Genomic DNA, 26,661 nt, shown 5'->3' with positions numbered 1-26,661 from the left:
CTTTCACACCAGTCGTTCACAGGTTAGCCAAAATTGGTTGGGGTCATTCGGGATGTATATGTGCTTTTTTTCATAGAAACAGGGTAGTTTAAGCACGTATATACGCGCCTGAACTACCCTGATAACTTTTGCGGATAAAGATTCTGTTTACTAGTTATTTCCGTCAACAACAAGGGTTAACGCGCCTGTATCCGGGTGTATTACCATACCATGAACGGGCGTATTGGGAGGGAGAAGGGGGTGGTTTTTAATAAGCTTCACTGTAGTCTGTACCCCTTCTTCAATGTTGTCAAACCCCTTCAACCATTTATTTAACTTAATACCTGAATTTTCTAATGTGCTTAGCACTTCCTGCGAAATTCCGCGTTCAAGCATTTCATTAACCATGTGATCAGCATTTAGTGCAGCCATGCCGCATTCATAATGACCTACAACGAGCACTTCGTCTGCTCCCAGCTCATATAAAGCGACTAGCACACTGCGCATTACACTTCCAAAAGGCTGTGAAATAATTGCACCTGCATTTTTAATAATTTTGACATCCCCGTTACGCAGGTTCATGGCTTTGGGGAGCAATTCCGTTAGCCGCGTATCCATACAGGTTATGATGACCATTTTTTTGTTAGGGAACTTGCCCGTTCTATAGGCCTCGTATTCTTTGTTTTCTACGAAAACACGATTGTACTCTAAAATTTCTTGGATGTGATCCACGATAGTTCCCTCCAGATTCTAAAATAATTTAATATGTACTGCCCAACGTGATCCAGGTATTAGGAGCTGGTCGTACATGTTGTGTGTTGATTATACTTTTTAATATAAGTATCATCAAGTATAGGTAGTTGTAAAGTTTTAACCATTTTAAGTTAAAGAGGTGACCCTAATTATGGAGCAACAGACGTTGGATCAATGGACGGCTTTAAAGGAAATCTCACACAAAATCAGCAGTTATGGCGAAGCAGTCGGCTTGCTGCACTGGGATTTACGGACAGGCGCTCCACGCAAGGGCGTTGACATTCGGTCCGAGACGTTGGGCATGCTGTCCACGGAAATGTTCAAGCTGATGATCTCAGATGAAATGGGACAGCTGCTGCAATTTTTTGCCGCAGAAGACAAGCTGGAGCAACTGGAGGACAATGACCGCAGATTGGTAGAGGAATGTCGCAAAAATTATGACTTGAATCGTTCGGTTCCAGCAGACCGCTACCGGGAGTATAGCATTTTAGCGGCTCAGGCAGAAAGCAAGTGGGAGGAAGCAAAGGAACATAGCGACTTTGCCGGATTCGAACCGTACTTGTCTAAAATCGTAGACATGAAGCGTGAATTTATCGGCTATTGGGGTGTTAAGGATACAGAGTACGATACGCTTTTGGATCAATATGAGCCAGGTATGACGGTTGAAAAGCTGGATGCTGTCTTTGATCGACTAAAAAAGCGCCTTGTGCCCCTATTGTCTAAAATTCAGGCATCACCCCATCAGCCGGATAAGAGCTTTTTAGACGGTGTATTTGATGTGAAGCAGCAGGAAAAGTTCAGTCTGTTTATATTAGGGCAGATGGGTTATGACTTTGACGCAGGTCGTTTGGATGAGAGTGTGCATCCTTTTGCGACAGGATTAAATCCAGGTGATGTACGTATAACAACACACTATTTGCAAGATGATGTAACCAGTGCTATTTTCAGCTCATTGCATGAAGGAGGGCATGCGCTGTACGAACAAAATATTGCTCCTGAACTGGCAGGATCACTACTGTCCGGAGGAACCTCTATGGGGATTCATGAATCCCAGTCCCGCTTGTGGGAAAATAAAATCGGACGCAGTCGTGCTTTCTGGGATCGGTACTACAATGATCTGCAAAAGCATTTTCCCGATCGTTTGGCGAAGGTTACAGCAGAGCAATTTTACCGGGCAGTCAACCGTGTGGAAAATTCATTAATTCGTATTGAGGCGGATGAGCTGACATATAACTTACATATCATCGTCCGCTATGAGATTGAAAAAATGCTGTTTAATGAAAAGCTGGACGTTAAACGCCTCCCTGAGGTGTGGAATGCTAAATATAAAGAATACCTGGGGCTTCTTCCACCGAATGACGGACTGGGCGTACTCCAAGATGTTCACTGGTCCGGTGGCGATTTTGGTTATTTTGCTTCTTATTCGCTTGGCAACATGTATGCAGCGCAAATTTTTGCGACTTTGCGCAAGGAGCTGCCAAACCTGGATGAGTTCATTGCTGCTGGGGAGCTGGAGCCGATCAAGCAATGGCTGACCGAACGGATTTATCGTTACGGCAAGAGCCGGACGCCATCTGAGTTGATTGTAGCGATTACCGGTGAGGATCTGAACCCTGATTATCTTGCTGATTATCTGGAAGAAAAATATACATCCATATACAAGCTGTGATTTGGAAATTCTCATATCATTGCATACAAAACCCCGCATTCTTAGGCAAATGCGGGGTTTTTGTATGCGATTAACCATTATATTGACAGCCGCATAACAATATATGAAGCCAACGATGCAAAGGTGGGGAGGGAACAAGGATGAAATACGGCGCTCGTTACAAAGCGGTGGTAGCTGCGGCACTATTCGGATTACTGTTGCTCAGTGGGTGTGCCTCCAAAGGGGAGCAGACGATTGAGATCAGGCTTGGCGAGGTAGCCCGTACGGTCTTTTATGCGCCGCAGTATGTAGCCTTGAGCCAGGGGATGTTTGCTCAGGAGGGACTGGATGTCCAACTGGCTACAATCCCTGGGGGAGACAAGGCGATGACGGCGTTATTGTCCAATCAGGCGGATATCGCGCTGATTGGCGCGGAAACATCTATTTATGTGTATCAGCAAGGAGCAGAGGACCCTGTCATTAATTTCGCCCAGCTGACACAGACGGACGGTACCTTTTTGTTTGCTCGGCAAGCCCAGGATCGTTTTGACTGGGAAAAGCTGAAACAACAAAGCTTTTTGGGGCAACGCAAGGGCGGAATGCCACAGATGTCACTCGAATTTACGCTTCGCAAGCACGGCATTGATCCTCATAAGGATCTGAAGCTAATTCAAAATATTGATTTTGCCAATGTTGCCTCTGCTTTTGGCTCAGGTACAGGGGAATACGTGCAGCTGTTTGAACCACAGGCCTCTATTTTTGAAAAGGAAGGACGGGGACGGGTCGTTGCTTCCATTGGTGTAGAGAGTGGCGAGTTGCCGTATACGGTATATATGGCGAAGCAAAGCTATTTAAAACAAAATAGCGAGGCCGCTCAGAAATTTACAAATGCCATATATCGGGCACAGCAGTGGATTGCTTCGCATTCCCCTGAACAGATTGCTGAAGCGATTACACCTTATTTTAAAGATACAGAATTAGCTGTTTTGACAAGTAGTATCAAGCGCTACAAGGAACAGAGCACCTATGCAACGAACCCGATAATTGAGGAAAAGGAATGGAAGAACTTACAGGATATCATGGCTTCGGCAGGTGAGCTAAAAAGCCCTGTTGCCCTAGATAAGCTGGTAAACCCAAGCTTTGCAAAACAGGCGATCTCCTCCAACTCTATCGGGAATACTAAGACAGATGTGAAAAAGAGCACAACTGAAGCGACGGATACAGCTGTCGATGCTGGAGGTTCGCCATGATGGAGGAACGGAGTGGTCTCACTGTGGATGTGACGAGCCCGATGGTGAGAATGGACCAAGTGACACATGTATACGTAACGGATCAGGAAGCTTCACTGGCGGTTGAGAAGATCGATTTTTCCGTAAATACAGGGGAGTTTGTCAGTTTGGTTGGTCCAAGCGGCTGCGGTAAAACGACGATCCTGTCTATGATCGCTGGGCTGCTGCGTCCAGCGGCAGGTCAAGTTATGCTGCAAGGTCAGTTGGTAAATGGCCCGAGCCCTGAGGTCGGTTACATGTTGCAGCAGGATTATCTTTTCCCGTGGCGGACGATCATGGATAACGCATTGTTAGGTCTGGAACTGAGCAACAGCGTTGATGAAGCTGCGCGTGAACGGACGCGATTATTGCTGGAAGGCATGGGTCTGGGAGGAAAGGAGCATTTGCATCCATCCCAGTTGTCTGGAGGTATGCGTCAGCGTGTGGCACTGGTACGGACGCTGGCGACGAACCCGGGACTGCTGCTGCTGGATGAGCCGTTCTCCGCGCTGGATTATCAAACCAAGCTACAGCTGGAGGACCTCGTTGTGCAAACCTTGCGCGAACGAGAGAAGACGGCGATTTTAGTCACGCACGATTTGTCCGAGGCCATTGCAGTCAGTGATCGGGTTATAGTGATGGGGCGAAATCCTGGTCATATCCGGCGCACCTTCGAAATTCCGGATTCCATTCGGGAAGCGCAGCCTTTTTATGCACGCGAACAGCCAGGCTTTAATGAGCTATTTCATGAAATATGGGGGGAACTGGAGGCTTCGGGAGCAAAGGAGTGATTTAACGTATGAAGAACGAAGCTGATCAGCCTGAGCAACGTTGGATTCAAGGACTGCATCAGGCGTATTTGCGTAACAGGCGTATGAAACAGTGGTTAGTAACAGGTGTGCAGATAGCTATTTTGCTGCTTTTATTTGTATTGTGGGAAATTGCAGGTCGTTTGAAGTGGATTGATGTATTGTTGTTTAGCTATCCTAGCAAAATTTTCACTCAGATGGGTAAGGATGCGCTCAGCGGGGAATTATGGGGACATGTAGGTGTCACTGTTGGAGAAACGATGGCAGGTTTTTTGCTCGGCACACTGCTCGGCACGTTGCTGGCGGTACTTATTTGGTGGTCGCCTTTTTTATCGAGGGTGCTTGATCCATATATGGTTGTGTTTAACAGTATGCCCAAGGTAGCACTGGGGCCCATTTTTATCGTCATGTTTGGGGCTGGTTTTACCGCGATTCTGATGACAACCCTCTCCATTACGGTTATCATTACGACACTTGTGGTATACAACAGCTTTCAGGAAGTCGACCCCAATTTGGTCAAAGTGGTTCGCACGTTTGGAGGAACACGCCGGGATACGTTTCAAAAGGTGATTTTGCCCGCCTCCTTTCCCGCAATTGTCTCTACGCTGAAAGTTAATGTCGGCATGGCATGGGTTGGCGTGATTGTTGGTGAATTTTTGGTTGCTAAAAACGGTTTAGGTTATTTGATCATATATGGTTTTCAGGTGTTCAATTTCACACTGGTCATGTCTAGTCTGTTGATCATTGCTGTCGTAGCTACATTGATGTATCAGGCGGTTGTGTATGTGGAGCATCGCTTGCTTTCAGGTCGCCCTCATCGGTAATTATTAAATTTCTGAATATTTGTGCAAAACGTGAAAATAAAGTACCATGAAAATGAAATACTTAATATTTATGAAAATGAGAAAACAGATTTCATCTAGAGGGGACAGAATTTTTTCATGGGCTTTCGTACGATTAAAACGGCTATTGCCGCATTAATGGCCGTACTTATTGCGGAGGGGGTAGGCATTCATGGGGCCACCTCGGCAGGACTTTTAGCAATTTTGGGGGTGGATGTCACACGCAAGAGAAGTCTCCGTACCATTTCGGCAAGATTTTTTGCATCCGTCGTGGGACTTCTTTTTGCTTGTGTTTTGTTTGTAGTCTTCGGATTCCATGATTGGGTACTTGCATTATATATTTTAACGGCGTTTCCGGTCATTGTACGGGTGGGCTTTAAGGAAGGCATCGTCACAGGTTCAGTCGTGGTTTTCCGAGTTTTCAGCGGCGGTGTAATTGATATGGAAGTACTGCTGACCCAACTGGCTCTGCTGGTGATTGGATTGGGTTCTGCGATGGTTGTCAATTTAGCTTATATGCCGCGTTCTGATAATACAATGCAACAAATCAGGCAGGAAGTGGACCGAACATTTTCGGTTATATTCAGAAATATGGCCAATACACTGCGTAATCCGGCATACATATGGGATGGCAAGGAAGTGATTGAAGCGGACAGCGTGATCAGCCAAGGGGTCACCGAGGCGGGGCGCTCATTGGAAAATCAGATGCTTCGTCCCCAAGAAAGCTGGAATGTGTATTTTTATATGCGCAAAGAACAGCTGGATTCGATTCAAAACATGATGCAGTTGATCTCACAAATGTATCAGCACATGCCGCAGGCCAAGCTTCTGGCCGAGCTGTTCGATCAGCTTAGCAACGACGTTTTGGCTGGACATTATACGGGGCAGACTGAGAAGCTGCTGGAACAGGTCCGTGAAGAATTTAAAGCGATGGAGCTTCCTGCCACACGGGAGGAATTCGAGATCCGTTCGGCATTGTTACAGCTTACACATGAGCTTCACCAGTATTTGAAAATCGCTAAAAAGGACAAGGCCCCTACTCCAGTGAAAAATTAGAGTAAAGACCTTGAGTGGCTACTATCCGTGACGGACAGTAGCCTTTTCTTGTTCGGTGATAGGAGAAGCTGAATTAGTAGAAGCTCTTTTATGCCGAATTCGATCTGTAATCCATAAAACAGCAGTGATCAGGCAAGGGTAAAGCATAGCCCACCCGACAAAAGGAAAGACAACTGCCGTGGAGATGAAGGAAATCCAGCTAATGAAAACTCCCCAACGACTCCCGCGTAAGAGCTTAATCCCTGCTGCACAACCGCCTAGATAGGTCAAAATGAACGTGGCGTTCGGGAACTGGATCAGGTTGGTGAGTGAAACAGCGCCGCTACCGTACAACACCATAATGATCACGAAGCAGACGCTAAGAAAAGCAATGCCCCCGATGGGGGTATGGAAACGTTGTGATAACATCCCCATCCAGCGAAAAGCCTGTCCTTGTCGAGATAAAGCATAAGCGACACGTGAAGCGGCACCTACGTAAGCAATAATCGTAGCGGTACAAATAAAGATACCCGTCAACCCAGCAATGACCGCACCCCATGGCCCGATAGCCTGACTAATTACCCATATAAGCGAAGCATCCGAACCCCCTGCAAGGTAACTTTGTGTGCCCACTGTAGCAAGCGCAGTAAGGAAATAAAGCAATCCGACAATGACAGCTGCGATGGTCACACCTCTAACGGCAGACCGCTGCGGATTGGTAAATTCCTCTGACATATGGGACACGGCCTCCCAACCGATAAAGCACCAGAACAGAATCGCAGCCGCTTGGCCAACAGCGAGCCAGCCATGTGGAACAAACGGCGTAAAGTGAACAGTTTTCATTTGGGGGAGTGCTGCGGCTATAGCGAATACGAGGACGGCAATGATGGCTATCACGACAGCAATCTGAATACGTCCGGCAACCTTCATGCCAATCCAGTTAATGATCAGGCCCACTGCCAGCATAGCAGCGGCCAGCATGATGCGGCTTTCCTCTCCCCAGCCCATGGCTGCGGTCATATAGCCGGCTCCGGTAAGTGCGGCAACAGGGGCGCCAATCGGAACCGACATGAGAAAAAACCATCCGATATAAGCACCGGCACGTGGGGAAAAGGCCAATGTTACAAAATGCGATACCCCGCCTGCATTCGGGAATTTGGCGGATAGAAGCCCCATGGAAAGCGCCATTGGCAGAATGAGCAGGGTCATGAAGCCCCATGCCAGCAATGATGCTGGTCCCGCCATTTGGGCAGCAAGGCCAGGCACAATCAGTATCCCCGAACCCAGGACAGCTCCGATATAGAGCGCAATGGCCTGTGGAAGACCAATAGTGGACTGAAGTTTATTTTCATTCGTCATGCAGTAAAGCCTTCTTTCTCTTGTTATTTTCTCCAGCTTATCAGATAATCAATCTATCGGAAAAACGGAATATAACGATTACTTGCATCGGAAAAAACGATCGAAGGAGCGGATTATGGAGTCGCGGCATTTGTTTACCTTTTTAAATGTGGTTGAGGCAGGCAGTTTCACGCGAGCAGCGCGTATACTGGATTATGCACAGTCGAGTATCACTGCTCAAATTCAAACCCTGGAGACAGAATTGGGTACGCCGCTGTTTGATCGCATTGGCAAGAAAATTATGCTGACTGATGCCGGACGGCGTCTGCTGCCCTATGCGCAGGAAATTTCCAAGATGCATGCTATGGCTAAGGATGCGCTTCGTTCAGAAATTGAATTAGTAGGGACGCTAAAAATAGGAGCACCAGAGTCACTGGCTGCTTTTCGTCTGCCGGGTCTGATTCGTGAGTACAGGGAGCGGTATCCCAAGGTCAAAATCGTCCTTAAACCCGGTGAATGCTGGGAGTTACGTGATTTGATTCGTAGCGGTGAACTGGATTTGGCTTTTTTACTTCAGCCTGAGACAGAGGACAGGGAACTGAATATCACCACGCTTATTCATGAGCCAATGGCGCTTGTCGCACCACTGAAGCATTCGCTGGTTGCCTATACACAGGTAGAGCCTGCCGACTTGAAGGACGAAACCATTTTGCATACGGAGGCTGGCTGTACGTATCGTATCCTTTTTGAGCAGTATTTGAACAAACATGGTATTTTCGCAGATCCTAGTCTGGAATTTTGGAGCATTGAAGCTATCAAGCAATGTGTCATGGCTGGACTGGGAATTGCGCTGCTTCCGCTAGTTACGGTACAAAATGAACTGCGAGAAGGGAAAATGGCGCGCCTAGCCTGGGATGACAGTGAACAGCAGGTGGCTACTCAGGTCGCTTATCACACAAAAAAGTGGAAATCGCCAGCTCTCAGCGAATTTTTACAGATCGTTGAGCAGCATGTAACACATTGGCGTGCATGAGTTCAAGCCATTGCGGCATATGCTTATACAAAATATTTTTTCCTTTTCGCCTATTCACTCAACATTCGCCCACAACCTGCATACATATGTATGGAATGATTGATTGTATGGAGGAGGTTCAAGAATGGCATTAAGTCATAAAAATCGTAGAGAGATTATTACCAAAGCGATCTGTGGTAAAGGTCGCAGATTCTCTACCGTAACCCATACCGTAACTCCGCCGAATAATCCGACCAGTATTTTGGGGGCGTGGATTATTAATCACCAGTATGAAGCAGTGGCGGCTGGGGACGGCATTGAGGTCATCGGGACGTATGATATCAATATTTGGTACTCATACGATAAAAACTCGCAGACCGATGTGGCTAAGGAAACGGTGTCGTACGTAGAAAATGTGCCGCTCTCGTATCTTGATCCGAAGCACCGGGCGTCTACAGTGGAAGTATCCGCCGAAGCTACACAGGAGCCAAGCTGCGTCGAGGCCAGTGTGTCTTCTGGAGGTGGCAGCGTAATGATCCGGGTCGAGCGGGAATTTGCGGTGGAGCTGGTGGCGGAAACGAAGATTGTTGTAGAGGTATTTCCGAATGGCAGCAGTGAAGATTTTGACAAGGACTTTGATTTTGGAGCGGAAGAGGGGGACTATGAGGAGCTCGACCCCGACCTCATTGACGACGAGCTCTGACAGGAGTGACCAAAAAGAGGGCCACTTTACTCTTTGCGCCGGCTGATATTGCGCAGGGGGCAAAGGCCCTCCTTTTTTGTTGTGTTGGATCGTTTTTATCCGTACATAGATCGGTAAGGGGGAGTATGATGCGGCAGCCGGGACAGGCGCTCAGACGCTTCAGGCAGATGACGGATGATGGAAAAATGCGCAGACTGGAACGCGCAGGTATATCGGTTCGTTGGCTGGATGGTGGTACTGCAGATTTTGCGATCGGCTACGCGGTGCAAATCCATCAACTGCGGGTGCTGGAAATCCGTAGACGTGCCCTCGAAGGTTCGGCCCAAGTTAGTGCATATGATCTGTCTGTACTAGATCATCAATCACCGCTCTATGTCCGGATGGAGCGGCTGGCTGTACGAGCGCTATATACACTTGGTTTGGATAGTGGTGAAGTAGTGCTCGCGCCCCTGGGAGAGCGTAATTGTCAGGTTCGTCAAGTCTTGGCCCAGCCATGGCTAAATGATAGACGTTTGGCCACGCTATATGAAGTTGCCGCTCGTGAAGAGGAAGTAGAGGGGGAAGTTTTTTCAGCAGAACAAGGGAGAAATCGACTATTAATCGGAATGGACCCTGAATTTGTGCTGGTTCGTATGCCGGAGGGTAGGATTGTTCCGGCTTCTCGATATTTGGACCGATTAGGCGTAGCTGGCTGCGATGCCGTTACTCGCCGAGGACGAACGCTGTATCCAGTCGCTGAGCTTCGTCCTGCACCAAGTGAAGATCCGGCCCGTCTGCTAAGGCACCTGCGCCAAGCTTTTGCGATAGCAGCTCGGCGGATAGATGACCACACGCTCATCTGGCAGGCGGGCGGAATGCCGCAACCGGGTTTTCCCCTGGGCGGACATCTGCATTTTAGCGGGGTTCCGCTAAACGGTTCCTTACTCAGGGCATTAGATAACTATTTGGCGCTGCCTCTGGCGCTACTGGAAGACAAGCGCGCGGCTCGGCGCAGACCGCATTATGGCAATTTGGGCGATTTTCGCCGTCAGTCGTACGGAGGCTTTGAATATCGTACCCTGCCCAGCTTTCTAATCTCACCACAGTTGGCAAAGGGTGTGATAGGGATGGCGTTTCTGATCGCTTCCCAATTCTCACGTTTGCCGCGTAGGCCATTGGAGGAGGAAGCGGCTCACAGAGCCTTTTATGAAGGGGACCAGATGGTGCTTAGAGAGTATATGGAACCACTTATTTTAGATATGGTTTCACTAGAGATCTACTCTCAATATGAAGCTTATATAGAGCCGTTGCTAGACAGCCTTCGCAAAGGAAAGCAATGGGATGAAACACGGGATTTGCGCCCGTACTGGAAGCTTTCGTAAAATCAAGTGTCAACACCCGAGATGGTTTCATGTTATCGACTGTCATTTTTGATATAATGAAAGGTAATTGTGAGTTTAAACGGAACAAAGTGTGGGGGCTAGGAAAAGGTATGTCTAAATATACACCGATGATTGAGCAATATTTATCCATAAAAGAGCAGGCTAAAGATGCATTTCTGTTTTTTCGTCTTGGCGATTTTTACGAGATGTTTTTTGATGATGCGATTCTTGCATCCAAGGAGCTGGAAATTACACTGACTGGTCGCGAGGGTGGCGTCGCGGAGAAAATTCCGATGTGCGGCGTGCCTTATCATTCAGCAGAAAATTACATACAACGCCTCATTGAGAAGGGTTATAAGGTGGCCATCTGTGAGCAAATGGAGGAGCCCTCTGCCACCAAGGGGATGGTGCGACGGGATATTGTCCGTGTTGTGACCCCGGGTACGGTAATGGAAGGCAAGGTGCTGGGTGACAAATCCAACAACTACATGGTATGTGTCACAGAGACGGATGGGATGCTGGCACTGGCGGCGTGTGACTTGTCGACAGGTGAACTCTATGTGACTTCCGTACCTGATTCGAAAGAATGGCTATTAGATGAAATTAACATTTATGAGCCGTCCGAAATGTTGGGGGATGCCCATTTGCTCGATTTCGTGACCTCCCGTATGTCTCCCGTTGGACGGCGCGTTGTATATACGGCCTGGGACAAATCGAAGGATGATCTGGTACGGGATCAATTCGGTGAAGCCACGTGGGCAAGGCTTACGGAGGAACGCAGACGGTGCGTATCGCGCTTGATTTCCTATTTAAATGAAACGCAAAAAAGATCGCTAGGCCAACTGACCCAAATTTCAGTCTATGAGCCCAATCATTTTATGATTCTGGATCCATTTACCCGCCGGAATCTGGAACTGGTGGAGACGGTACGTGAACGCTCCAAAAAAGGCTCGCTGCTGTGGTTGCTGGATCGGACAGAGACATCCATGGGCGCACGTTTGTTGCGGCGGTGGATCGATAAGCCGTTGTTGAGCAGCAGTTTAATTGAGGAACGGTTAGAAGCGGTAGACAAGCTTTACCACCAGTTTATTTTCCGCGAGGACGTACGTACTCAGCTTAAAGAGATTTACGACCTGGAGCGTTTGGTAGGGCGGATCGCCTTTGGTAGTGCAAATGCACGCGATTTGATCGCCCTCAAGCTGTCCCTGGCCCAAATTCCGTCTTTGCGCGAGCTGTGCGCTGAATCTCCGTCGAACACACTGAGACGGATTGCCCAAACATTGGACAGCTGTACAGACCTGTGTACATTGATTGAAGAAGCAGTTGCCGATGAACCTCCGATTTCCGTAAGAGATGGAGGACTTATTAAGGAAGGCTACCATCAGCGTCTGGACGAACTGCGTGAGGCGAGTGTGAACGGTAAACGTTGGATCGCTGAGCTGGAGGCCAAGGAGCGTGTGGCAACCGGTATTCGGTCGCTCAAGATCGGATACAACAAAGTATTTGGTTATTACATCGAGGTGACCAAATCCAATTTGGCTTCATTACCGGAAGGTCGATATGAACGCAAACAGACGTTGGCGAATGCTGAACGGTATATCACACCAGAATTGAAGGAAAAGGAATCGCTAATTCTGGAAGCTGAGGATAAAATGGTTGATCTGGAGTACACGCTTTTCTCCGAGCTTCGCAGTAAACTGAACGCTGAAATTCCTCGCCTGCAAAAGCTGGCAGAGCAAGTTGCTGAAATTGACGTGTATCAGTCGCTGGCGACGGTTAGCGCGGAACGAGGGTTTGTAAAACCTGAGCTGACAACAGGATATGACTTTGTTGTAGAACAAGGGCGGCACCCTGTTGTGGAAGCTGTTATGAAAGATGGCGGCTTTATCGCCAACAACACAGTGTTGGAGGAAGCCGATGCGCATATTCTACTCATCACTGGCCCGAATATGGCTGGGAAAAGTACGTATATGCGTCAGGTTGCACTCATTGCAATTATGGCTCAAATTGGCTGTTTTGTCCCGGCTGCACGTGCTAAAGTACCGATGCTGGATCGCATTTTCACACGGATTGGCGCTGCGGATGATCTTATCGGCGGGCAGAGTACATTTATGGTCGAAATGGCAGATATTCAAGTCATGACAGAAAAAGCAACTCCGCGCAGCTTGATTATTATTGATGAGCTGGGAAGAGGTACGTCCACCAGTGAAGGAATGGCCATTGCACAAGCGGTTATCGAATTTGTGCATGATACTATTGGCTGTAAGGCGCTGGTATCTACCCATTTCCATGAGCTGGCCCATTTGGAGCAAGGTTTGTCTTCACTGCGAAATTACTCTATGGCTGTGCAGGAAAGCGGCGACAAGGTGAACTTCCTGCGCAAGCTCATACCGGGCGCGGCTAGTAGCAGCTATGGCATCTATTGTGCCCGGCTTGCAGGTTTGCCTAATAACATTATTGAGCGGGCGAATGGTCTATTGTATGGGTTTGAGCAGGCGGCTGCTCAAGTAACGGCAGGCACTGAGACAGCAGGAGGAGCGAAGGAAGGGACTGATGTCCGTTCCGTTTCAGGGACAGAAGAGATTTCTCCAATGACAGCCAAACATGCAGACCAGGCATTGCCAGCAAATATAGAAACTGTATCACAGGCCCAGTCTGGATCACAGCAAGCCACCTTGGTCAAGGAAGACACGCTACAGGGTGTGGAAGACTCAAGCAAGCTGGAGCAAGCAGCATCTGAAGTGGTACAGCTGTCCATTTTCGGAGAGCAGGATATTGCTCCCTCCAAGCCACACCCAGAGCTGGCAGAAGCTAATCCGATCGTGCGCCAAATTTTACGGAAGGTGAAAAATGCCGATGTCATGAACATGACGCCCTTACAGGCAATGCAGCTGTTAAATGAATTAAAAAACAAGGCCAATGGTCTGTAATTAAAATATACTAAATTATTATTTTGCTTATTTTTCATCACACTTTAAAGTCAGGAGGAGGTCAACAGGATGTCTAAAATTCGAGTGTTGGATGAGCATATTGCCAACCAGATTGCTGCCGGTGAGGTCGTGGAACGTCCAGCCTCTGTCGTGAAGGAACTGGTGGAAAATGCGATTGATGCTGGCAGTACACGGGTGGATGTATGGGTAGAAGAAGGCGGCCTGCAAAGTATTCGGGTGACGGATAATGGCAGTGGGATTGAGCCTGAAGACGTAGAAACGGCATTTTATCGGCATGCAACAAGCAAAATCGGACATGGCCGTGACCTGTTTCAAATCACAAGTCTCGGCTTCCGGGGAGAGGCATTGCCAAGTATAGCGGCTGTATCAAAAGTAGAGCTGCTCACAGCGGCTGGAGATGACGGCCGTGCCCGTAAATTGGTGATTGAGGGCGGTAAACTGGTGCTTCACGAGGATGCTGCTGGTAGGCAGGGGACGGATTTTACCGTACGTGAGCTGTTTTATAATACACCTGCACGGCTAAAATATATGAAAACGATCCAGACGGAGTTGGGACACATTTCGGATGTTTTATACCGGATGGCACTCTCGCACCCGGAAGTGGCCTTCACATTGCGGCATAATGGCAATACATTGCTGCAAACGCTGGGAAATGGTGATTTGCTCCAGGTGATCGCTGCTATTTATGGAACTTCTGCGGCAAAATCGATGTTGGTGCTGGAAGGAGAGAGCCTTGATTACCGCATTAGTGGTTATGTGAGCCGTCCAGAATGGACCAGATCGAATCGAAATGCAATCTCGACGGTTGTGAATGGACGATTTGTGCGAAGCTTTGGGCTCAATCAGGCACTGCTCAAGGCGTATCACACTTTGTTGCCAATTAATCGTTATCCGCTGGCTGTGATCCAACTTGACATGCATCCTTCTTTGGTAGATGTTAATGTTCATCCAGCCAAGCTGGAGGTGAGGTTCAGCAAAGAAGCTGAACTGTTTCAACTGGTTGAAGATTCGGTAAAAGCTGTACTAGGGCAGCAAGTGCTGATTCCGAAGGCAGTTAAGCGCGAAATTGGCGGCAAGGATAGCGGTTCGTTTGTGCAGGAGCAGTTTCACTTCTCAAAAGGAAGCGGTGCGGAAGTAGATACTTCTGCAAATGATAGTCATAATAGAACACAACCTCTTTCTATGGCTTCGCAGCAGGTTCAAAAATCGCCTCAACCTAATCACTTGAGCAATAAGGAAGAAAGTAAGAGGATGAACGAGCAGCGTAAGCAACATCCAAATAAAGAGAGTCATTCAGTTATTGGACAGCCAAACAAATTCGCTAATCCGAGTATGAGTGATGATGAACTTGATGCGGATTTTGTGGAAAACAACAATGGAAGTGATGGTAGAGAAAGCGTGTCACTTCCTGATGGTACGACTACACGGACATCCACAGGAGATCATGCAGAGACAGGTGCCTCTTCTTTGTACAGCCAAGGGATACAGGAAACGGCTGCTACTGCTGCTTACCGTTCTTCTAATTCACCAATTGCAGAGAACACTACTAATTTCACGAATCAGGAACCGGGCCAGGATCATCCAAATACAGAGCAATTGACAGCATTGTCGGGAGCAGCCCCCGAGTTGCCCACGTTTCCTGAGCTGAGTTTAATCGGTCAGCACCATGGGACCTATCTGATTGCGCAGAACGACCAGGGCTTGTATTTAATTGATCAGCATGCCGCGCATGAGCGGGTCAATTACGAATTTTATTACGAAAAATTTGGTAATCCTGAATCAGTATCACAGGAGTTACTACTGCCAATTACATTGGAATTTACGCCTTCCGAGACGGAAAAATTGAAAGCAAGGCTGCACTGGTTTGAACAGGCGGGGGTGTACTTGGAGCATTTTGGCGGGCAAACCTTCCGTGTCAGCTCATATCCGTACTGGCTGCCCAAAGGGGAAGAAGCAGATGTCATTGAAGAAATGGCCGGATGGGTACTGGAGGAAAAAGCTATCGATCTAGCTAAACTGCGGGAAGCAGCCTCAATTATGTGCTCCTGCCGGGCTTCGATTAAAGCCAATCAGAAGCTGACTGACCGACAGGCTGCCGTGCTGCTAGAGCGTTTGGCAGCCTGTAAACAGCCCTATACCTGCCCCCACGGGCGGCCCATCGTTGTTTCCTTTTCCACATATGATTTGGAGAAACTGTTTAAAAGAGTAATGTAAGGGAGTATAAATATGTTGCAGGATTGGGAAAACCGTGAAGAAGACAAGCAGAGGGTGCTTCATGAGAAGCAAGCTGAATTACTGGTCACGACAGGAGACTCTCCCTCGGCCGAGGTGGTGGAGCGTGCGAAGCTGCTTGCAGCCGAGCTTGGAGTGCTGTACGCCCCACGTCGTGGCATATCCGTAGCTAAGCTAATCGCGGCTCACAAAGTCCGTCAGGCTCTGGTGCTGGTGCAGAACGGAGTGAGACTGATTGGTCTGGAACAAGCACCGATGGTTTTTCATCCAAGCATGGGCTTTATTCGAGCCAAAAGGGTGTTAAAGGGCGAGCCAGATCCCATGTTGGCGGCTGCCCGACTTGTCCCAGGGGATACCGTTCTGGACTGCACCGCAGGACTCGGTACGGATTCTCTTTTATTTTCCATTGGAACGGGAAGCTCTGGACAAGTTACAGCTGTGGAGAGTTCATTCCCCGTCTATGCACTAATCAAGGATGGAATGAGGCATTATCGTTCCGGTAACGCTGAAGTAGATAGAGCTTTTTCCAACATTGACGTTCATTTTGGTCATCATCTGGACTATTTGCGCAGCTTGCCGAACCGCAGTGTAGATATTATTTATTTTGATCCGATGTTCCGTGATCCGTTGCTCGATTCCAGTGCAATCGGTCCCTTAAGAGGTTTGGCTAATCCAGATGCGCTGGAGGAAGAGAGTATTTTACAAGCGAAAAGGGTTGCGCGAAAAACAATTGTATTAAAAGAAAAAAGGGGTAGCGGTGAGTTTGCCCGTCTCGGCTTCCGTGTGGAACAACGAGGCACAACGAAAACAGTGTACGGAGTGATTGATATTGACAGTGGCATCTAAGCCTAAACTACTTGTTCTTGTGGGCCCGACTGCGGTTGGCAAGACGAAACTAAGCATCGAGATGGCTCGACATTTTGACGCGGAAATTATTTCCGGGGATTCCATGCAGGTATACCGCCATATGGACATTGGAACTGCCAAAATTTCCGAGCAGGAAATGAAAGGAATCAAGCACCATTTAATTGATATTCATGAGCCTGAATACCCATATTCAGTAGCCCAATTTCAGGAAGACTGTCGTCGTCTCATACCTGATATTCAATCTAGAGGAAAGCTGCCTTTTATCGTAGGTGGAACGGGTTTATATGTAGAATCCGTGTGCTATGAATATAAGTTTTCCGAGGTAGGAGCTGATGAAGCTTTTCGCCAGGAACAACTTGACTATGCCGATCAGTTTGGAGCTGACGCACTTCATGCGCGACTACAGGCAGTTGATCCCGAAAGTGCACTTCGTTTGCATCCTAATGATCGTCGTCGAGTCGTGAGAGCGCTGGAGATTTACCATGTTAGCGGAACAACACTTAGCTCTCAACTTGCCAATCAAAAAAAGGAATCACCCTACCAACTCTGCATCGTGGGTTTGACAATGGATAGGCAAATGCTATATAAACGTATTGAAGACCGAATTGACGGGATGCTCGATCAAGGGCTTGTTGCTGAGGTAACCTCCTTAATGGAACGGGGAGTGCGAAGCGATGCCATCTCCATGCAAGGTCTAGGCTATAAAGAGATATCCTCCTACCTGCGGGGAGAGGTGTCTTTGGAGGAGGCGGTGACTTGGCTAAAACGGGATACGCGTCATTTTGCGAAGCGGCAGCTCTCGTGGTTTCGCCATATGAAGGATATCCAGTGGGTAGATGTCACTGATTTCGAAAATTTTTCTGCTCATGCTGCCCGAATACACGAAATTATAGCAGGAAAGTTCCGGACAGACCTTGAATATACTTCAAAACAATCCAAATGATTATTGGGGGTACGGCTAAAATGAACAAGTCTATTAATATCCAAGATACGTTTCTGAACCAATTGCGCAAGGATTCTATACCTGTAACGGTATACCTCATCAATGGATTCCAGGTGCGAGGAACGATTAAGGCGTTTGACAATTTTACAATTGTTATCGATTCGGATGGGAAGCAGCAACTGATCTACAAGCATGCCATCTCCACCTTTACACCGCAGCGCAATGTGTCGCTTGTACAACAAGATAACGCTAGCGATAACTGATTACGGCGCGACGGCCGCCCAGATGATGAAACTTTTCAGGCGTCCGTCTCGTCTAACTGTATAGGAATGTGACCGGGAGCAACCTGATCAGGGTTGTTCTTTTCATTCCGTTTACTTTCATGTACCGACAGCCAGCTTTAAGCCTATGCTCGGTGACATTATGATTATTCGCGAAAGGGAGTCAGGGGAATGCCAAACGATTCATTGTCCAGATCCGGCAATCGCAATAGAAACACATCTAAAGAGAAGCCGAAGGGCAAGAAAAAGAAAATAACAGGTAAGCGAGTGGGCTGGACGCTGTTTATTACAGCAGCATTAGCCATATTTTGCGCACTTGGCGGCTATTTATTTGTCATGGTTAATGGCGAAAAAATCTACAAAGCCAACAAGGACAAAATTACAGTGAACGAGACATCAAAGGTTTATGACCGCAACGGTGTGCTCATGGGTGAGCTGTCTGTGCAGAAAAGTGATCCTGTGAAAAGTGAAGAAATACCAGATTTGCTTAAAAAAGCTTTTGTCGCAACAGAAGATAAACGTTTTTATGAGCATCAGGGTGTCGATATTTGGTCTATCGGTCGGGCGGCTGTAAAGGACGTCATAGCCCGCTCGGCTGTGGAAGGCGGCAGTACGCTGACGCAGCAGCTGGCCAAAAACTTATTTTTGACACGTGACAAAACCTTTTTCCGTAAAGCGACAGAGGTATCCATCGCAATGGCGCTGGAGCGAAATTTGAATAAAGATCAAATTATTACGCTATATCTGAATCGGATTTGGTTTGGACGCTCGTATTCCGGTATTAAGGCAGCGTCGGAAGGCTATTTTGGCGTGTCAGACTTAAAACAATTAAAATTGTGGCAAATTGCTACACTGGCAGCTATCCCGAAAGGGCCATCAAAGTATAATCCGATCAGTAACCCGGAAAATTCAAAGGCCCGGCGTGCTGTGGTTCTCCAGCTGATGTTTGAGCAGGGGATGATTGGAAAACAGGAGATGGAAGAGGCCAAGGCAGTAAATTATGATTACAAACAACCAGAAAAAGTGCAAAAATATCAAAATTTCATAGAATATGTTATGGATGAGGCAGAGGATGCACTGCCAGGAGTCAGCGGCAATGACCTGATTATTGGCGGTTATAAAATTCATACGACAATGGATGCTCAGGCTCAAAATGCGCTGGATCAAGCGATGGCAGATGATGACATGTTCGAGAAAAGTCCTGACGATCAGCCTGTCCAAGCCTCGATGGTTATCATTAACAACCAAACAGGCGGGATTGCTGCGATGGCGCCTGGACGGGACTACAAAAAGGGAACTTTCAATCGTGCGACACAGAGCCGCAGACAGCCAGGTTCGGCCTTTAAGCCGATTGTAGCCTATGCACCAGCTCTGGAATCCGGTAAATTTACGATAGATACTCCTTTGAGTAACGAACGTCAGAGCTTTAACGGATACAGCCCGAAAAACTTGCATGGTTACTCTTCGTCCATCAGCATGATCGATGCCATTACGAAGTCTGAAAATATACCACCTGTATGGCTGTTGAACCAAATTGGTGTGGAAAAAGGAGTTCAATTTGCGGAAAACCTGGGCATACCGATGGACAAAAATGATCACTCGCTTGCTATCGCCTTGGGGGGATTGAGCAGAGGAACTAATACCCTTGAAATGGCTCAGGCCTATAGCGCTTTTGCCAATAAAGGACAATTCCAAAAAGCTTACTCCATCAAGCAAATTAACAATAGTGATGATCAAGTGGTTTATACTCATAATGAGGAATCCAAATCAGTTATGAGTGAAAAAACGGCTTATGAAATGACACAGATGATGCAAAATGTAGTCAATAGCGGTACAGGTCGCAAAGCACGTATTGACTGGCCTGTAGCGGGTAAAACGGGTACGACCCAAAGCGGAATCAGCGGCAACAGTGGCAACCGTGACATTTGGTTTGTTGGATATACGCCAGAATATACCGGAGCGGTATGGATGGGGTATGACAAGCCGGACAGCAGGCATATGTTGAGAAACTACAGCGGACAGTCGGCAGCCTTTTTCGGAAGAGTCATGGGTGAAGCTCTCAAGGGGCACCCGGTAACGCAATTTAGCGAGCCGAAGGGATATGAACCACCGGTTGAGGAGAAGCCAGTTGAGACGGTTCAGGCCACTGCTCCAAGTGGACTGAGCGGGTCTTATAGTCAGGATACCCAAATCGTATCGTTATCCTGGAATGCAGCCGAGGGAGATAATGTACAATACCGCGTTTATCGTAAAGAGTCTTCTGAAGGAAGCTTTAGGACGATTATGGAGGCAATGAGAGGCACGAGTGGGGAAGATACGTCTCCCGTAGCTGGAAAAACGTATCAATACTATGTCGTAGCTTATGGAGCAGATGGTAAAGAATCTGCAGCTTCCAATACAATTAGTGTAGAAATTCCGGCAGAGACGACTCCGGTAGATCCACAGACAGGAAACGATCCTAATCAGGACGGAACACTACCGGATAATGGTGAGAATATAGACGGTCAGAACGGTACAGACCAGGGGAATACGTCTCCTGGAGGTACTGATGGTACTGGATCTGACCAAGTTCCAACGTCTCCTGGAGTGAACAATGGAAATGGTACTGGAGGCACAGGCAACAGTAACGACAATTTTGGTACCGGAAATAATACCAATCAGGGCAATGGTCAGACGACTACCCCGAATTCAGGCGTTACTGGTGAGGATACTATGACAAATTCAGTAAATACGGATTCATCTACCACGGGAGCTACTATGGATGGAAGTCAGGAAGGCAATTCCAACGGTCATTCGAACTCCAATCGTGGGCGTCACAATCGGGATTAGCAAGTATGATTTCGTGTAGGTTGTTTCAGTTTTAACTCGAAGGTATTTTCGGACTGTTTAGGCAGTCTGAAAATACCTTTTTTGTTGTAATACAGGGGTTATTTTTGAGTGTACAGTTTAAATATGGTAAGCTGGTTTTACCAATGTTGGAGAGGAACATCATTTATGAAGCGCAAATTCGGAGACCGGGCCAACTGGCGCAGGATCACTAATCGCAAGTTTGCTTGCCGGTATGTAGAAAGTGATGCGTTTACAGGATATGTGACCCTGTATACTATTTTGAGTCTCAAGGAGCCATTATGGAAAAGTTATGGTGGTCATACGTTTTGCATAGCCGATAAAGGTTATTCCTGGTTGCAGTATTATCCAAAAGGTAAGCATTATGTGGTGACTGCAATGTTTGACAATCGAGAGCAAATCGTTGAATGGTACATTGATACCTGCCGAAATCAAGGAGTAACGGATCAAGGAGTTCCTTGGTTTGATGATTTGTATTTGGATGTTGTTGTGCTTAAAAACGGCGAAATTTTTCTGGTCGATGAGGATGAACTGGAGGAGGCACTACAACGGGGTCATATTTCAACGCAGGAAGCGGAATTGGCTAACCGAACGGCGGCTGACCTGTTACATCAGATCGATGCTCATATGTTCCCCTATTTTAAAATGTCGCTGAAACACCGGGCAGAATGGTTTCATAACGGTGATTTCAAGAGAGAACGGTGAGAGCTGTGCAGTGGATTAGAAGCACTGGCTCCCAACGCCATGAACCACAAAACAGGCAGAGTCGCTCCAGGAAAATATTCAAGGTATCGAAGCGTCTGATACTTGGTTTGGTAATTTTCATTTTGGCCGGATTGGTATGGGCAGGTGTCCGAGTATGGAATATGAATACAGCTGTCTCTACCACTCCGCTCCAGCGTGCCCAAATTGGCATTGTACTAGGCGCCTCTATGTGGGGAGCTGAGCCCAGCCCAGGTTTAAGAGAAAGGTTAGAAGAAGCGTTGCGATTATATCGCAATGGGACGGTTCAGCGTCTAATTGTTAGTGGAGGACTGGATCAACCTGATTTTCCATATACGGAGGCCGAGGGTATGCAACGCTACTTGGTAGATAGGGGAGTCCCTATACAGCATATTTTGTTAGAAAACCAGGCGACCAGTACTTACGAAAATCTGCTTTTCAGCCAGCGTATCATGAAGGAGTATGGCTGGACCTCCACCGTCATCATCACACATAGCTATCATGGACCTCGAGCAATGGAGATTGCTCAATTTTTAGATTATGATCATCCCCAAATGGCTCTGACCGAATCCAAAGTGCTGAATATGCCCATTCATCAATCAAGAGAAGTGCTGGCTTATGCTAAATGGACGCTGCAACGGTGGTGGATCAGTGCCCTAGCTTGGATTGCCTGAATTGAGGGAAAGCTTTGTACACGTTCTCGTAGCTTTTATGCTAATAAGGACATGCCGGACCGAATACATTAATAGGGTAAGCTGTGCCTGAAGAAATGTTGAGGTGATGGATGCATGAACGGACGGGGAATCGCCGCGGGCAAGCGGTCGGAGGAGAGACCTTCCAGACAAATCAATGTCGTGCTGCGTAGCCCGGAGCCGATCGCTTCGGTGACTGTGGACGAGACGGAAGCAGTGGCTTCGACCAAGTCGCAGACGCTACCGCAGTATCTCAGTCTTTATCAGGAAATTCAGAAAGAACTCGATCATCTCGTCGGCTTGGATAACATCAAAGAGCTGGTTTTTGAGGTATATGCCTTTTTGCAAATCGCTCATATGCGCACTGATGCGGGTCTGCTGAGCAACGCACACGTATATCACATGATTTTCAAAGGAAATCCTGGTACCGGAAAAACGACAGTAGCCCGCATTATCGCTAAAATGCTGCAGAAAATGGGGGTGCTGAGCAAGGGCCATCTGATTGAAGTAGAGAGGGCTGATCTGGTAGGGGAGTATATTGGTCACACGGCACAAAAAACGCGGGACCTGGTAAAGAAATCTCTTGGCGGCGTGCTGTTCATTGATGAGGCTTACAGTTTAGCACGCGGAGGGGAAAAGGATTTTGGGAAAGAAGCGATTGATACCCTGGTAAAAGCCATGGAGGACCAAAAAAATCAGTTTATTTTGATCCTTGCCGGGTATTCGGGAGAAATGGACTTTTTTTTACGGACAAATCCTGGCCTTCCTTCCCGCTTTCCAATCCAGTTGGATTTTCCTGATTACACCGTTGATCAGCTTATCCAAATTTCAGAGATGATGGCTAAGGAACGGGATTATATTCTCATGCCGCAGTCTATACTCAAAATGAAGGAGCATTTGCTAAATGAGCGAAATGACAGCCTCCATGCATTTAGCAATGCACGTTATGTTCGTAATGTGATTGAAAAAGCAATTCGGCACCAAGCTGTCAGGCTGCTTAATCAGTACAGAAGCGGGCAACCGGGCAAGCAGGAATTGATGACGTTGCGACCTGAGGATTTGAAAATGGACAAAAGATAGGCGATAATAGGAATCTGAATCATTCGAATTGTATGACATCGAACGGGGGCCGGCCTGACATCAGGTCGGTTTCTGTTCGAGAGTTGACATGAAAATAAAGGAGCTAACAATATGGCGAACTCCACTCATGATACACAGACCGAAATACAGGATAAGGCGGTATTAGTCAGTTTAATTACAGATGAAGTCAAACGATCCGGCATCAATACGGAATACTCGTTGGAGGAACTGGTGAAACTGGCTGAGACAGCGGGAGTTGAAGTGCTGAGCGTGCTCACACAAAATAGGGAATCCAAGGATTCAAAATGGTTTATTGGCAAGGGAAAAGTGGATGAATTGCGTGCCGTTGCCGAAGAATTGGGAGCAAATACAGCTATTTTTGATCAAGAGCTCTCGGGAGCCCAGGTACGAAATCTGGAAGAAAGCCTGGATCTCAAAATCATTGACCGAACACAGTTGATTCTGGACATTTTTGCTCAGCGTGCAAAAACACGGGAAGGCATTATCCAGGTTGAACTGGCGCAGTTGTCATACTTACTCCCTCGACTGTCTGGACATGGTAAAAACCTTTCACGGCTCGGTGGCGGAATTGGAACACGTGGTCCTGGTGAAAGCAAGCTGGAGACGGACCGTCGTCACATCCGTGACCGAATCAGTGATCTGAAACGCCAACTTGACGAAGTGATGCGTCACCGGTATTTACATAGGGAGCGCAGACAAAAGACCGGCATTGTCCAGGTGGCACTCGTTGGCTATACGAATGCTGGCAAATCAACGCTGTTGAAGCAACTGACAGCTGCCGATGTATATATTGAGAACCAATTGTTTGCGACACTTGACCCTACCTCCAGAACAATGGAACTGCCAAGTGGCAAAGAAGTTATTCTTACAGACACAGTAGGGTTTATTCAAAACCTGCCTCATGATTTGGTAGCTTCTTTCCGGGCAACCTTGGAGGAGGCCAATGAGGCTCATCTCATTTTACATGTCGTGGATGCCTCTTCGGATATGCGTGACGAACAAATGAAAGTTGTAGAGTCAATCCTAGAACAGCTTGGGGCTGCGGACAAGCCTCAGATTGTATTGTTTAACAAAAAAGATGCCTGCACCCCTGAACAATTAGAAATGCTTCCTTCCGGGGAGGGTTATTTGAAAATCAGCGCATTTGATGAAACGGATTTGCTACGCATTCGTGAATTGATTCAGGAGCATCTAAGCGGTGATACGCTGAGGTTCCGTATTCCTGCGGAACGTGGGGATTTAACATCGGTGCTTTATCGAATTGGGGATGTGCTACTGACAGAGTATGACGGCAATGATGTCATTTATGAGGTAGAAATTCAAAGAGGCGAATACGAAAAGTATGGTCATGCGCTCAGCGAGTTCACAGAAAGTTAACATCTAATGATGTTTTTAGGTTAATAAAATGATAATGTTCATCGTTCAAATTGAACAACAAATATAACATGATTAGCTTAAAGCTGCGGAAGAGAGAGGGTCAAGAAGGTAAATGGTAGTTTTTAGTCCAGAAATTCAGCAAATTCAGGAAACAGTCGAACATAAAATACAAGAACGCATACAGCACATAGATCATATTGTAGATGCAAATCAGTGGAAGGTCATTCAGGCCTTCCAGCGCAAGCAAGTGAGCGATTTTCATTTCGCGGGTTCAACGGGATATGCTTACAATGATCGGGGGCGTGAAGTGCTGGAAGAAGTCTATGCAGATGTGTTCGGTGCGGAGGCAGCGTTGGTGCGTCCGCACTTTGCTTCGGGAACACATACCATCGCCACGGCTTTATTTGGTGTGCTGCGTCCGGGGGATGAGTTGTTATACATTACAGGTCGTCCTTATGATACCTTACACAAAGTGATTGGTAAGCCCGGCGACGGAACAGGATCATTGCAGGACTTTGGTGTTACTTATAGTGAAACAGCGCTGACAGCAGACGGTAAAGTAGACTGGAAAGCCGTGGAGTCCGCAATTCATGCCAATACCAAGGTGATCGGTATCCAGCGTTCACGCGGCTATGATTGGAGAGCTTCCTTTAGTGTAGCTGATATTGAAGAAATGACAGCACGTGTGAAGAAGATAAAGCCTGACGTTATTGTCTTTGTGGACAATTGCTATGGTGAATTTACTGAGAAGCTGGAACCTACTCAGGTTGGTGTCGACTTGATGGCAGGTTCGTTAATTAAAAATCCCGGAGGCGGTATTGCAGAAACGGGTGGATATATCTGCGGAAAACATCAATATGTGGAGTTGGCATCCTATCGCTTAACAGCACCAGGAATCGGTGGAGAGGTAGGGGCTATGCTAGGTACTACACGAGGCATATACCAAGGGTTGTTCCTTGCTCCCACATTGGTGGGGCAAGCTGTTAAAGGAAGCATATTCGCAGCTGCTGTCTTTGAGGAAATGGGTTTTGAGACCAAACCTGCTTGGCATGAGGAGCGCACGGATTTGATTCAGGCCATTTCGTTTAGTGGGCCAGAACATCTAATTGCTTTTGTACAGGGCATTCAGCGCGCAGCGGCCGTGGATAGCCATGTGGTGCCAGAACCGTGGGATATGCCAGGTTATGAGCATCCCGTTATTATGGCCGCAGGTACGTTCATCCAAGGTGGAAGTTTGGAATTATCCGCCGATGCTCCGATACGAGAGCCTTATATTGGTTACATGCAAGGGGGCTTAACCTACTCTCATGTCAAATATGGAGTACTTATGGCTCTACAAACGATGAAAGAACGTAAATTATTGTGAGTTTTTCTAACATATCATTGACACTTTGCATCAGCTAAATGTACAATAAGGTGAATAATAGATCACTGGAAGGTTGATGACAAATGGGCGACGAAATTCGCAGAAATATGGCCTTATTTCCAATAGGTATTGTCATGAAGCTAACGGACTTGTCAGCGCGTCAGATTCGTTATTATGAGCAGCATAATTTGATAGTTCCTGCCCGCACATCGGGTAACCAGCGTCTTTTTTCATTCAATGACGTAGAGCGTCTGCTTGAAATTAAGGCTTTGATTGAGAAAGGTGTTAACATTGCAGGAATAAAACAAGTCATGAATCCGGTTACCAAGGAGTCGGAGGAAGCTACAGTTATTACTGCAGATACGGAAGTCAAACGCCGTGAAATGTCCGATACTCAGCTTCATCGTTTGTTAAAACAACAACTTGTTGCAGGCAAAAGACCAGGACAGGTATCTTTGATCCAAGGCGAATTATCACGATTTTTTAATAAAAGATAATGCTGTGACTTGCCTTTTGACATAAGGTTATTTTAC

At 47.2% G+C, this 26,661-nt stretch carries 22 protein-coding genes; 20 read left to right on the top strand and 2 right to left on the bottom strand.

From position 1 onward, the window contains the following. Positions 1 to 150 precede the first annotated feature (150 nt). On the bottom strand, positions 151 to 711 hold the full coding sequence (locus FKV70_RS05215) for a beta-class carbonic anhydrase (protein WP_064796474.1): 561 nt from the start codon (positions 709 to 711) through the stop codon (positions 151 to 153). A 172-nt stretch (positions 712 to 883) separates the two neighbouring features. Here FKV70_RS05215 and FKV70_RS05210 point away from each other — a divergent pair, with 172 nt between their 5' ends. From FKV70_RS05210 to FKV70_RS05190, 5 genes are all read left to right on the top strand, one after another. After that, entirely contained in the window at positions 884 to 2,401 is a 1,518-nt protein-coding gene (locus FKV70_RS05210) for a carboxypeptidase M32 (protein ID WP_142612021.1), read from the top strand. Between the two features lie 140 nt (positions 2,402 to 2,541). After that, entirely contained in the window at positions 2,542 to 3,630 is a 1,089-nt protein-coding gene (locus tag FKV70_RS05205) for an ABC transporter substrate-binding protein (protein ID WP_142612020.1), read from the top strand. Beyond that, positions 3,627 to 4,439, top strand: coding sequence for an ABC transporter ATP-binding protein (locus FKV70_RS05200; protein ID WP_142612019.1), 813 nt, complete (start codon positions 3,627 to 3,629; stop codon positions 4,437 to 4,439). Before FKV70_RS05205 ends, FKV70_RS05200 begins: the two co-directional genes overlap by 4 nt. Positions 4,440 to 4,447: 8 nt before the next feature. Continuing rightward, positions 4,448 to 5,281, top strand: coding sequence for an ABC transporter permease (locus FKV70_RS05195; protein WP_142612018.1), 834 nt, complete (start codon positions 4,448 to 4,450; stop codon positions 5,279 to 5,281). A gap of 117 nt (positions 5,282 to 5,398) precedes the next feature. Further along, entirely contained in the window at positions 5,399 to 6,355 is a 957-nt protein-coding gene (locus FKV70_RS05190) for an aromatic acid exporter family protein (protein WP_063213383.1), read from the top strand. A 21-nt stretch (positions 6,356 to 6,376) separates the two neighbouring features. On the opposite strand, the gene FKV70_RS05185 is transcribed toward FKV70_RS05190, so the two are convergent. Next, a complete protein-coding gene (locus FKV70_RS05185) occupies positions 6,377 to 7,693 on the bottom strand; it encodes an amino acid permease (RefSeq protein ID WP_142612017.1) in 1,317 nt (438 codons plus the stop codon). A 115-nt stretch (positions 7,694 to 7,808) separates the two neighbouring features. On the opposite strand from FKV70_RS05185, the gene FKV70_RS05180 reads away from it, so the two are divergent. The 15 genes from FKV70_RS05180 to FKV70_RS05110 all read left to right on the top strand — a co-directional run bounded on the left by FKV70_RS05180 (position 7,809) and on the right by FKV70_RS05110 (position 26,625). After that, on the top strand, positions 7,809 to 8,705 hold the full coding sequence (locus FKV70_RS05180; protein ID WP_063213381.1) for a LysR family transcriptional regulator: 897 nt from the start codon (positions 7,809 to 7,811) through the stop codon (positions 8,703 to 8,705). 124 nt (positions 8,706 to 8,829) lie between these two features. Then, the gene (locus FKV70_RS05175) at positions 8,830 to 9,387 is read left to right on the top strand and encodes an outer spore coat protein CotE (RefSeq protein ID WP_063213380.1); all 558 of its coding nucleotides are present in this window, start codon (positions 8,830 to 8,832) and stop codon (positions 9,385 to 9,387) included. Between the two features lie 125 nt (positions 9,388 to 9,512). After that, complete coding sequence (locus tag FKV70_RS05170) at positions 9,513 to 10,748, top strand: putative amidoligase domain-containing protein (protein WP_142612016.1); 1,236 nt, start codon at positions 9,513 to 9,515, stop codon at positions 10,746 to 10,748. 110 nt (positions 10,749 to 10,858) lie between these two features. Then, positions 10,859 to 13,678, top strand: a complete 2,820-nt coding sequence (gene mutS / locus FKV70_RS05165) for a DNA mismatch repair protein MutS (RefSeq protein WP_142612015.1) — start codon at positions 10,859 to 10,861, stop codon at positions 13,676 to 13,678. 69 nt (positions 13,679 to 13,747) lie between these two features. After that, a complete protein-coding gene (gene mutL / locus FKV70_RS05160; RefSeq protein ID WP_142612014.1) occupies positions 13,748 to 15,913 on the top strand; it encodes a DNA mismatch repair endonuclease MutL in 2,166 nt (721 codons plus the stop codon). Positions 15,914 to 15,925: 12 nt separating this feature from the next. Continuing rightward, positions 15,926 to 16,777, top strand: a complete 852-nt coding sequence (locus FKV70_RS05155) for a class I SAM-dependent methyltransferase (RefSeq protein WP_142612013.1) — start codon at positions 15,926 to 15,928, stop codon at positions 16,775 to 16,777. Next, positions 16,761 to 17,741, top strand: coding sequence for a tRNA (adenosine(37)-N6)-dimethylallyltransferase MiaA (miaA, locus tag FKV70_RS05150; protein WP_064796486.1), 981 nt, complete (start codon positions 16,761 to 16,763; stop codon positions 17,739 to 17,741). Before FKV70_RS05155 ends, miaA begins: the two co-directional genes overlap by 17 nt. 20 nt (positions 17,742 to 17,761) lie before the next feature. Then, positions 17,762 to 18,004: an RNA chaperone Hfq gene (hfq, locus tag FKV70_RS05145; protein ID WP_013371546.1), complete on the top strand. Its 243-nt coding sequence runs from the start codon at positions 17,762 to 17,764 to the stop codon at positions 18,002 to 18,004. Positions 18,005 to 18,193: 189 nt separating this feature from the next. Beyond that, the gene (locus FKV70_RS05140) at positions 18,194 to 20,851 is read left to right on the top strand and encodes a PBP1A family penicillin-binding protein (RefSeq protein WP_142612012.1); all 2,658 of its coding nucleotides are present in this window, start codon (positions 18,194 to 18,196) and stop codon (positions 20,849 to 20,851) included. 165 nt (positions 20,852 to 21,016) lie between these two features. Then, on the top strand, positions 21,017 to 21,574 hold the full coding sequence (locus FKV70_RS05135) for a ribonuclease FAU-1 family protein (RefSeq protein WP_013371544.1): 558 nt from the start codon (positions 21,017 to 21,019) through the stop codon (positions 21,572 to 21,574). Continuing rightward, a complete protein-coding gene (locus tag FKV70_RS05130) occupies positions 21,571 to 22,266 on the top strand; it encodes a YdcF family protein (protein ID WP_142612011.1) in 696 nt (231 codons plus the stop codon). Before FKV70_RS05135 ends, FKV70_RS05130 begins: the two co-directional genes overlap by 4 nt. 114 nt (positions 22,267 to 22,380) lie before the next feature. Then, positions 22,381 to 23,364 carry an AAA family ATPase gene (locus FKV70_RS05125; RefSeq protein WP_064796489.1) on the top strand — a complete coding sequence of 328 codons (984 nt, stop codon included), beginning with the start codon at positions 22,381 to 22,383 and terminating at the stop codon, positions 23,362 to 23,364. Between the two features lie 111 nt (positions 23,365 to 23,475). Continuing rightward, positions 23,476 to 24,762 carry a GTPase HflX gene (gene hflX / locus FKV70_RS05120; RefSeq protein ID WP_142612010.1) on the top strand — a complete coding sequence of 429 codons (1,287 nt, stop codon included), beginning with the start codon at positions 23,476 to 23,478 and terminating at the stop codon, positions 24,760 to 24,762. Between the two features lie 112 nt (positions 24,763 to 24,874). Next, a complete protein-coding gene (locus FKV70_RS05115; RefSeq protein ID WP_142612009.1) occupies positions 24,875 to 26,128 on the top strand; it encodes a methionine gamma-lyase family protein in 1,254 nt (417 codons plus the stop codon). A gap of 83 nt (positions 26,129 to 26,211) precedes the next feature. After that, positions 26,212 to 26,625, top strand: a complete 414-nt coding sequence (locus FKV70_RS05110) for a MerR family transcriptional regulator (protein ID WP_007430683.1) — start codon at positions 26,212 to 26,214, stop codon at positions 26,623 to 26,625. The last annotated feature ends 36 nt before the right edge of the window (positions 26,626 to 26,661 follow it).

This window comes from Paenibacillus ottowii (genome assembly GCF_006874425.1).
In the GTDB taxonomy this organism is placed as follows: Bacteria; Bacillota; Bacilli; order Paenibacillales; family Paenibacillaceae; genus Paenibacillus; species Paenibacillus ottowii.
This window is presented reverse-complemented; position numbering and strand designations above follow the sequence as displayed.

Bases quoted from the DNA above. Each gene is read 5' to 3' on its own strand.
- FKV70_RS05210 (WP_142612021.1), top strand. From the start codon at position 884: ATGGAGCAACAGACGTTGGATCAATGGACGGCTTTAAAGGAAATCTCA.
- FKV70_RS05205 (WP_142612020.1), top strand. From the start codon at position 2,542: ATGAAATACGGCGCTCGTTACAAAGCGGTGGTAGCTGCGGCACTATTC.
- FKV70_RS05200 (WP_142612019.1), top strand. From the start codon at position 3,627: ATGATGGAGGAACGGAGTGGTCTCACTGTGGATGTGACGAGCCCGATG.
- FKV70_RS05195 (WP_142612018.1), top strand. From the start codon at position 4,448: ATGAAGAACGAAGCTGATCAGCCTGAGCAACGTTGGATTCAAGGACTG.
- FKV70_RS05190 (WP_063213383.1), top strand. From the start codon at position 5,399: ATGGGCTTTCGTACGATTAAAACGGCTATTGCCGCATTAATGGCCGTA.
- FKV70_RS05185 (WP_142612017.1), bottom strand. From the start codon at position 7,693: ATGACGAATGAAAATAAACTTCAGTCCACTATTGGTCTTCCACAGGCC.
- FKV70_RS05180 (WP_063213381.1), top strand. From the start codon at position 7,809: ATGGAGTCGCGGCATTTGTTTACCTTTTTAAATGTGGTTGAGGCAGGC.
- FKV70_RS05175 (WP_063213380.1), top strand. From the start codon at position 8,830: ATGGCATTAAGTCATAAAAATCGTAGAGAGATTATTACCAAAGCGATC.
- FKV70_RS05170 (WP_142612016.1), top strand. From the start codon at position 9,513: ATGATGCGGCAGCCGGGACAGGCGCTCAGACGCTTCAGGCAGATGACG.
- mutS (WP_142612015.1), top strand. From the start codon at position 10,859: ATGTCTAAATATACACCGATGATTGAGCAATATTTATCCATAAAAGAG.
- mutL (WP_142612014.1), top strand. From the start codon at position 13,748: ATGTCTAAAATTCGAGTGTTGGATGAGCATATTGCCAACCAGATTGCT.
- FKV70_RS05155 (WP_142612013.1), top strand. From the start codon at position 15,926: ATGTTGCAGGATTGGGAAAACCGTGAAGAAGACAAGCAGAGGGTGCTT.
- hfq (WP_013371546.1), top strand. From the start codon at position 17,762: ATGAACAAGTCTATTAATATCCAAGATACGTTTCTGAACCAATTGCGC.
- FKV70_RS05140 (WP_142612012.1), top strand. From the start codon at position 18,194: ATGCCAAACGATTCATTGTCCAGATCCGGCAATCGCAATAGAAACACA.
- FKV70_RS05135 (WP_013371544.1), top strand. From the start codon at position 21,017: ATGAAGCGCAAATTCGGAGACCGGGCCAACTGGCGCAGGATCACTAAT.
- FKV70_RS05125 (WP_064796489.1), top strand. From the start codon at position 22,381: ATGAACGGACGGGGAATCGCCGCGGGCAAGCGGTCGGAGGAGAGACCT.
- hflX (WP_142612010.1), top strand. From the start codon at position 23,476: ATGGCGAACTCCACTCATGATACACAGACCGAAATACAGGATAAGGCG.
- FKV70_RS05115 (WP_142612009.1), top strand. From the start codon at position 24,875: ATGGTAGTTTTTAGTCCAGAAATTCAGCAAATTCAGGAAACAGTCGAA.
- FKV70_RS05110 (WP_007430683.1), top strand. From the start codon at position 26,212: ATGGGCGACGAAATTCGCAGAAATATGGCCTTATTTCCAATAGGTATT.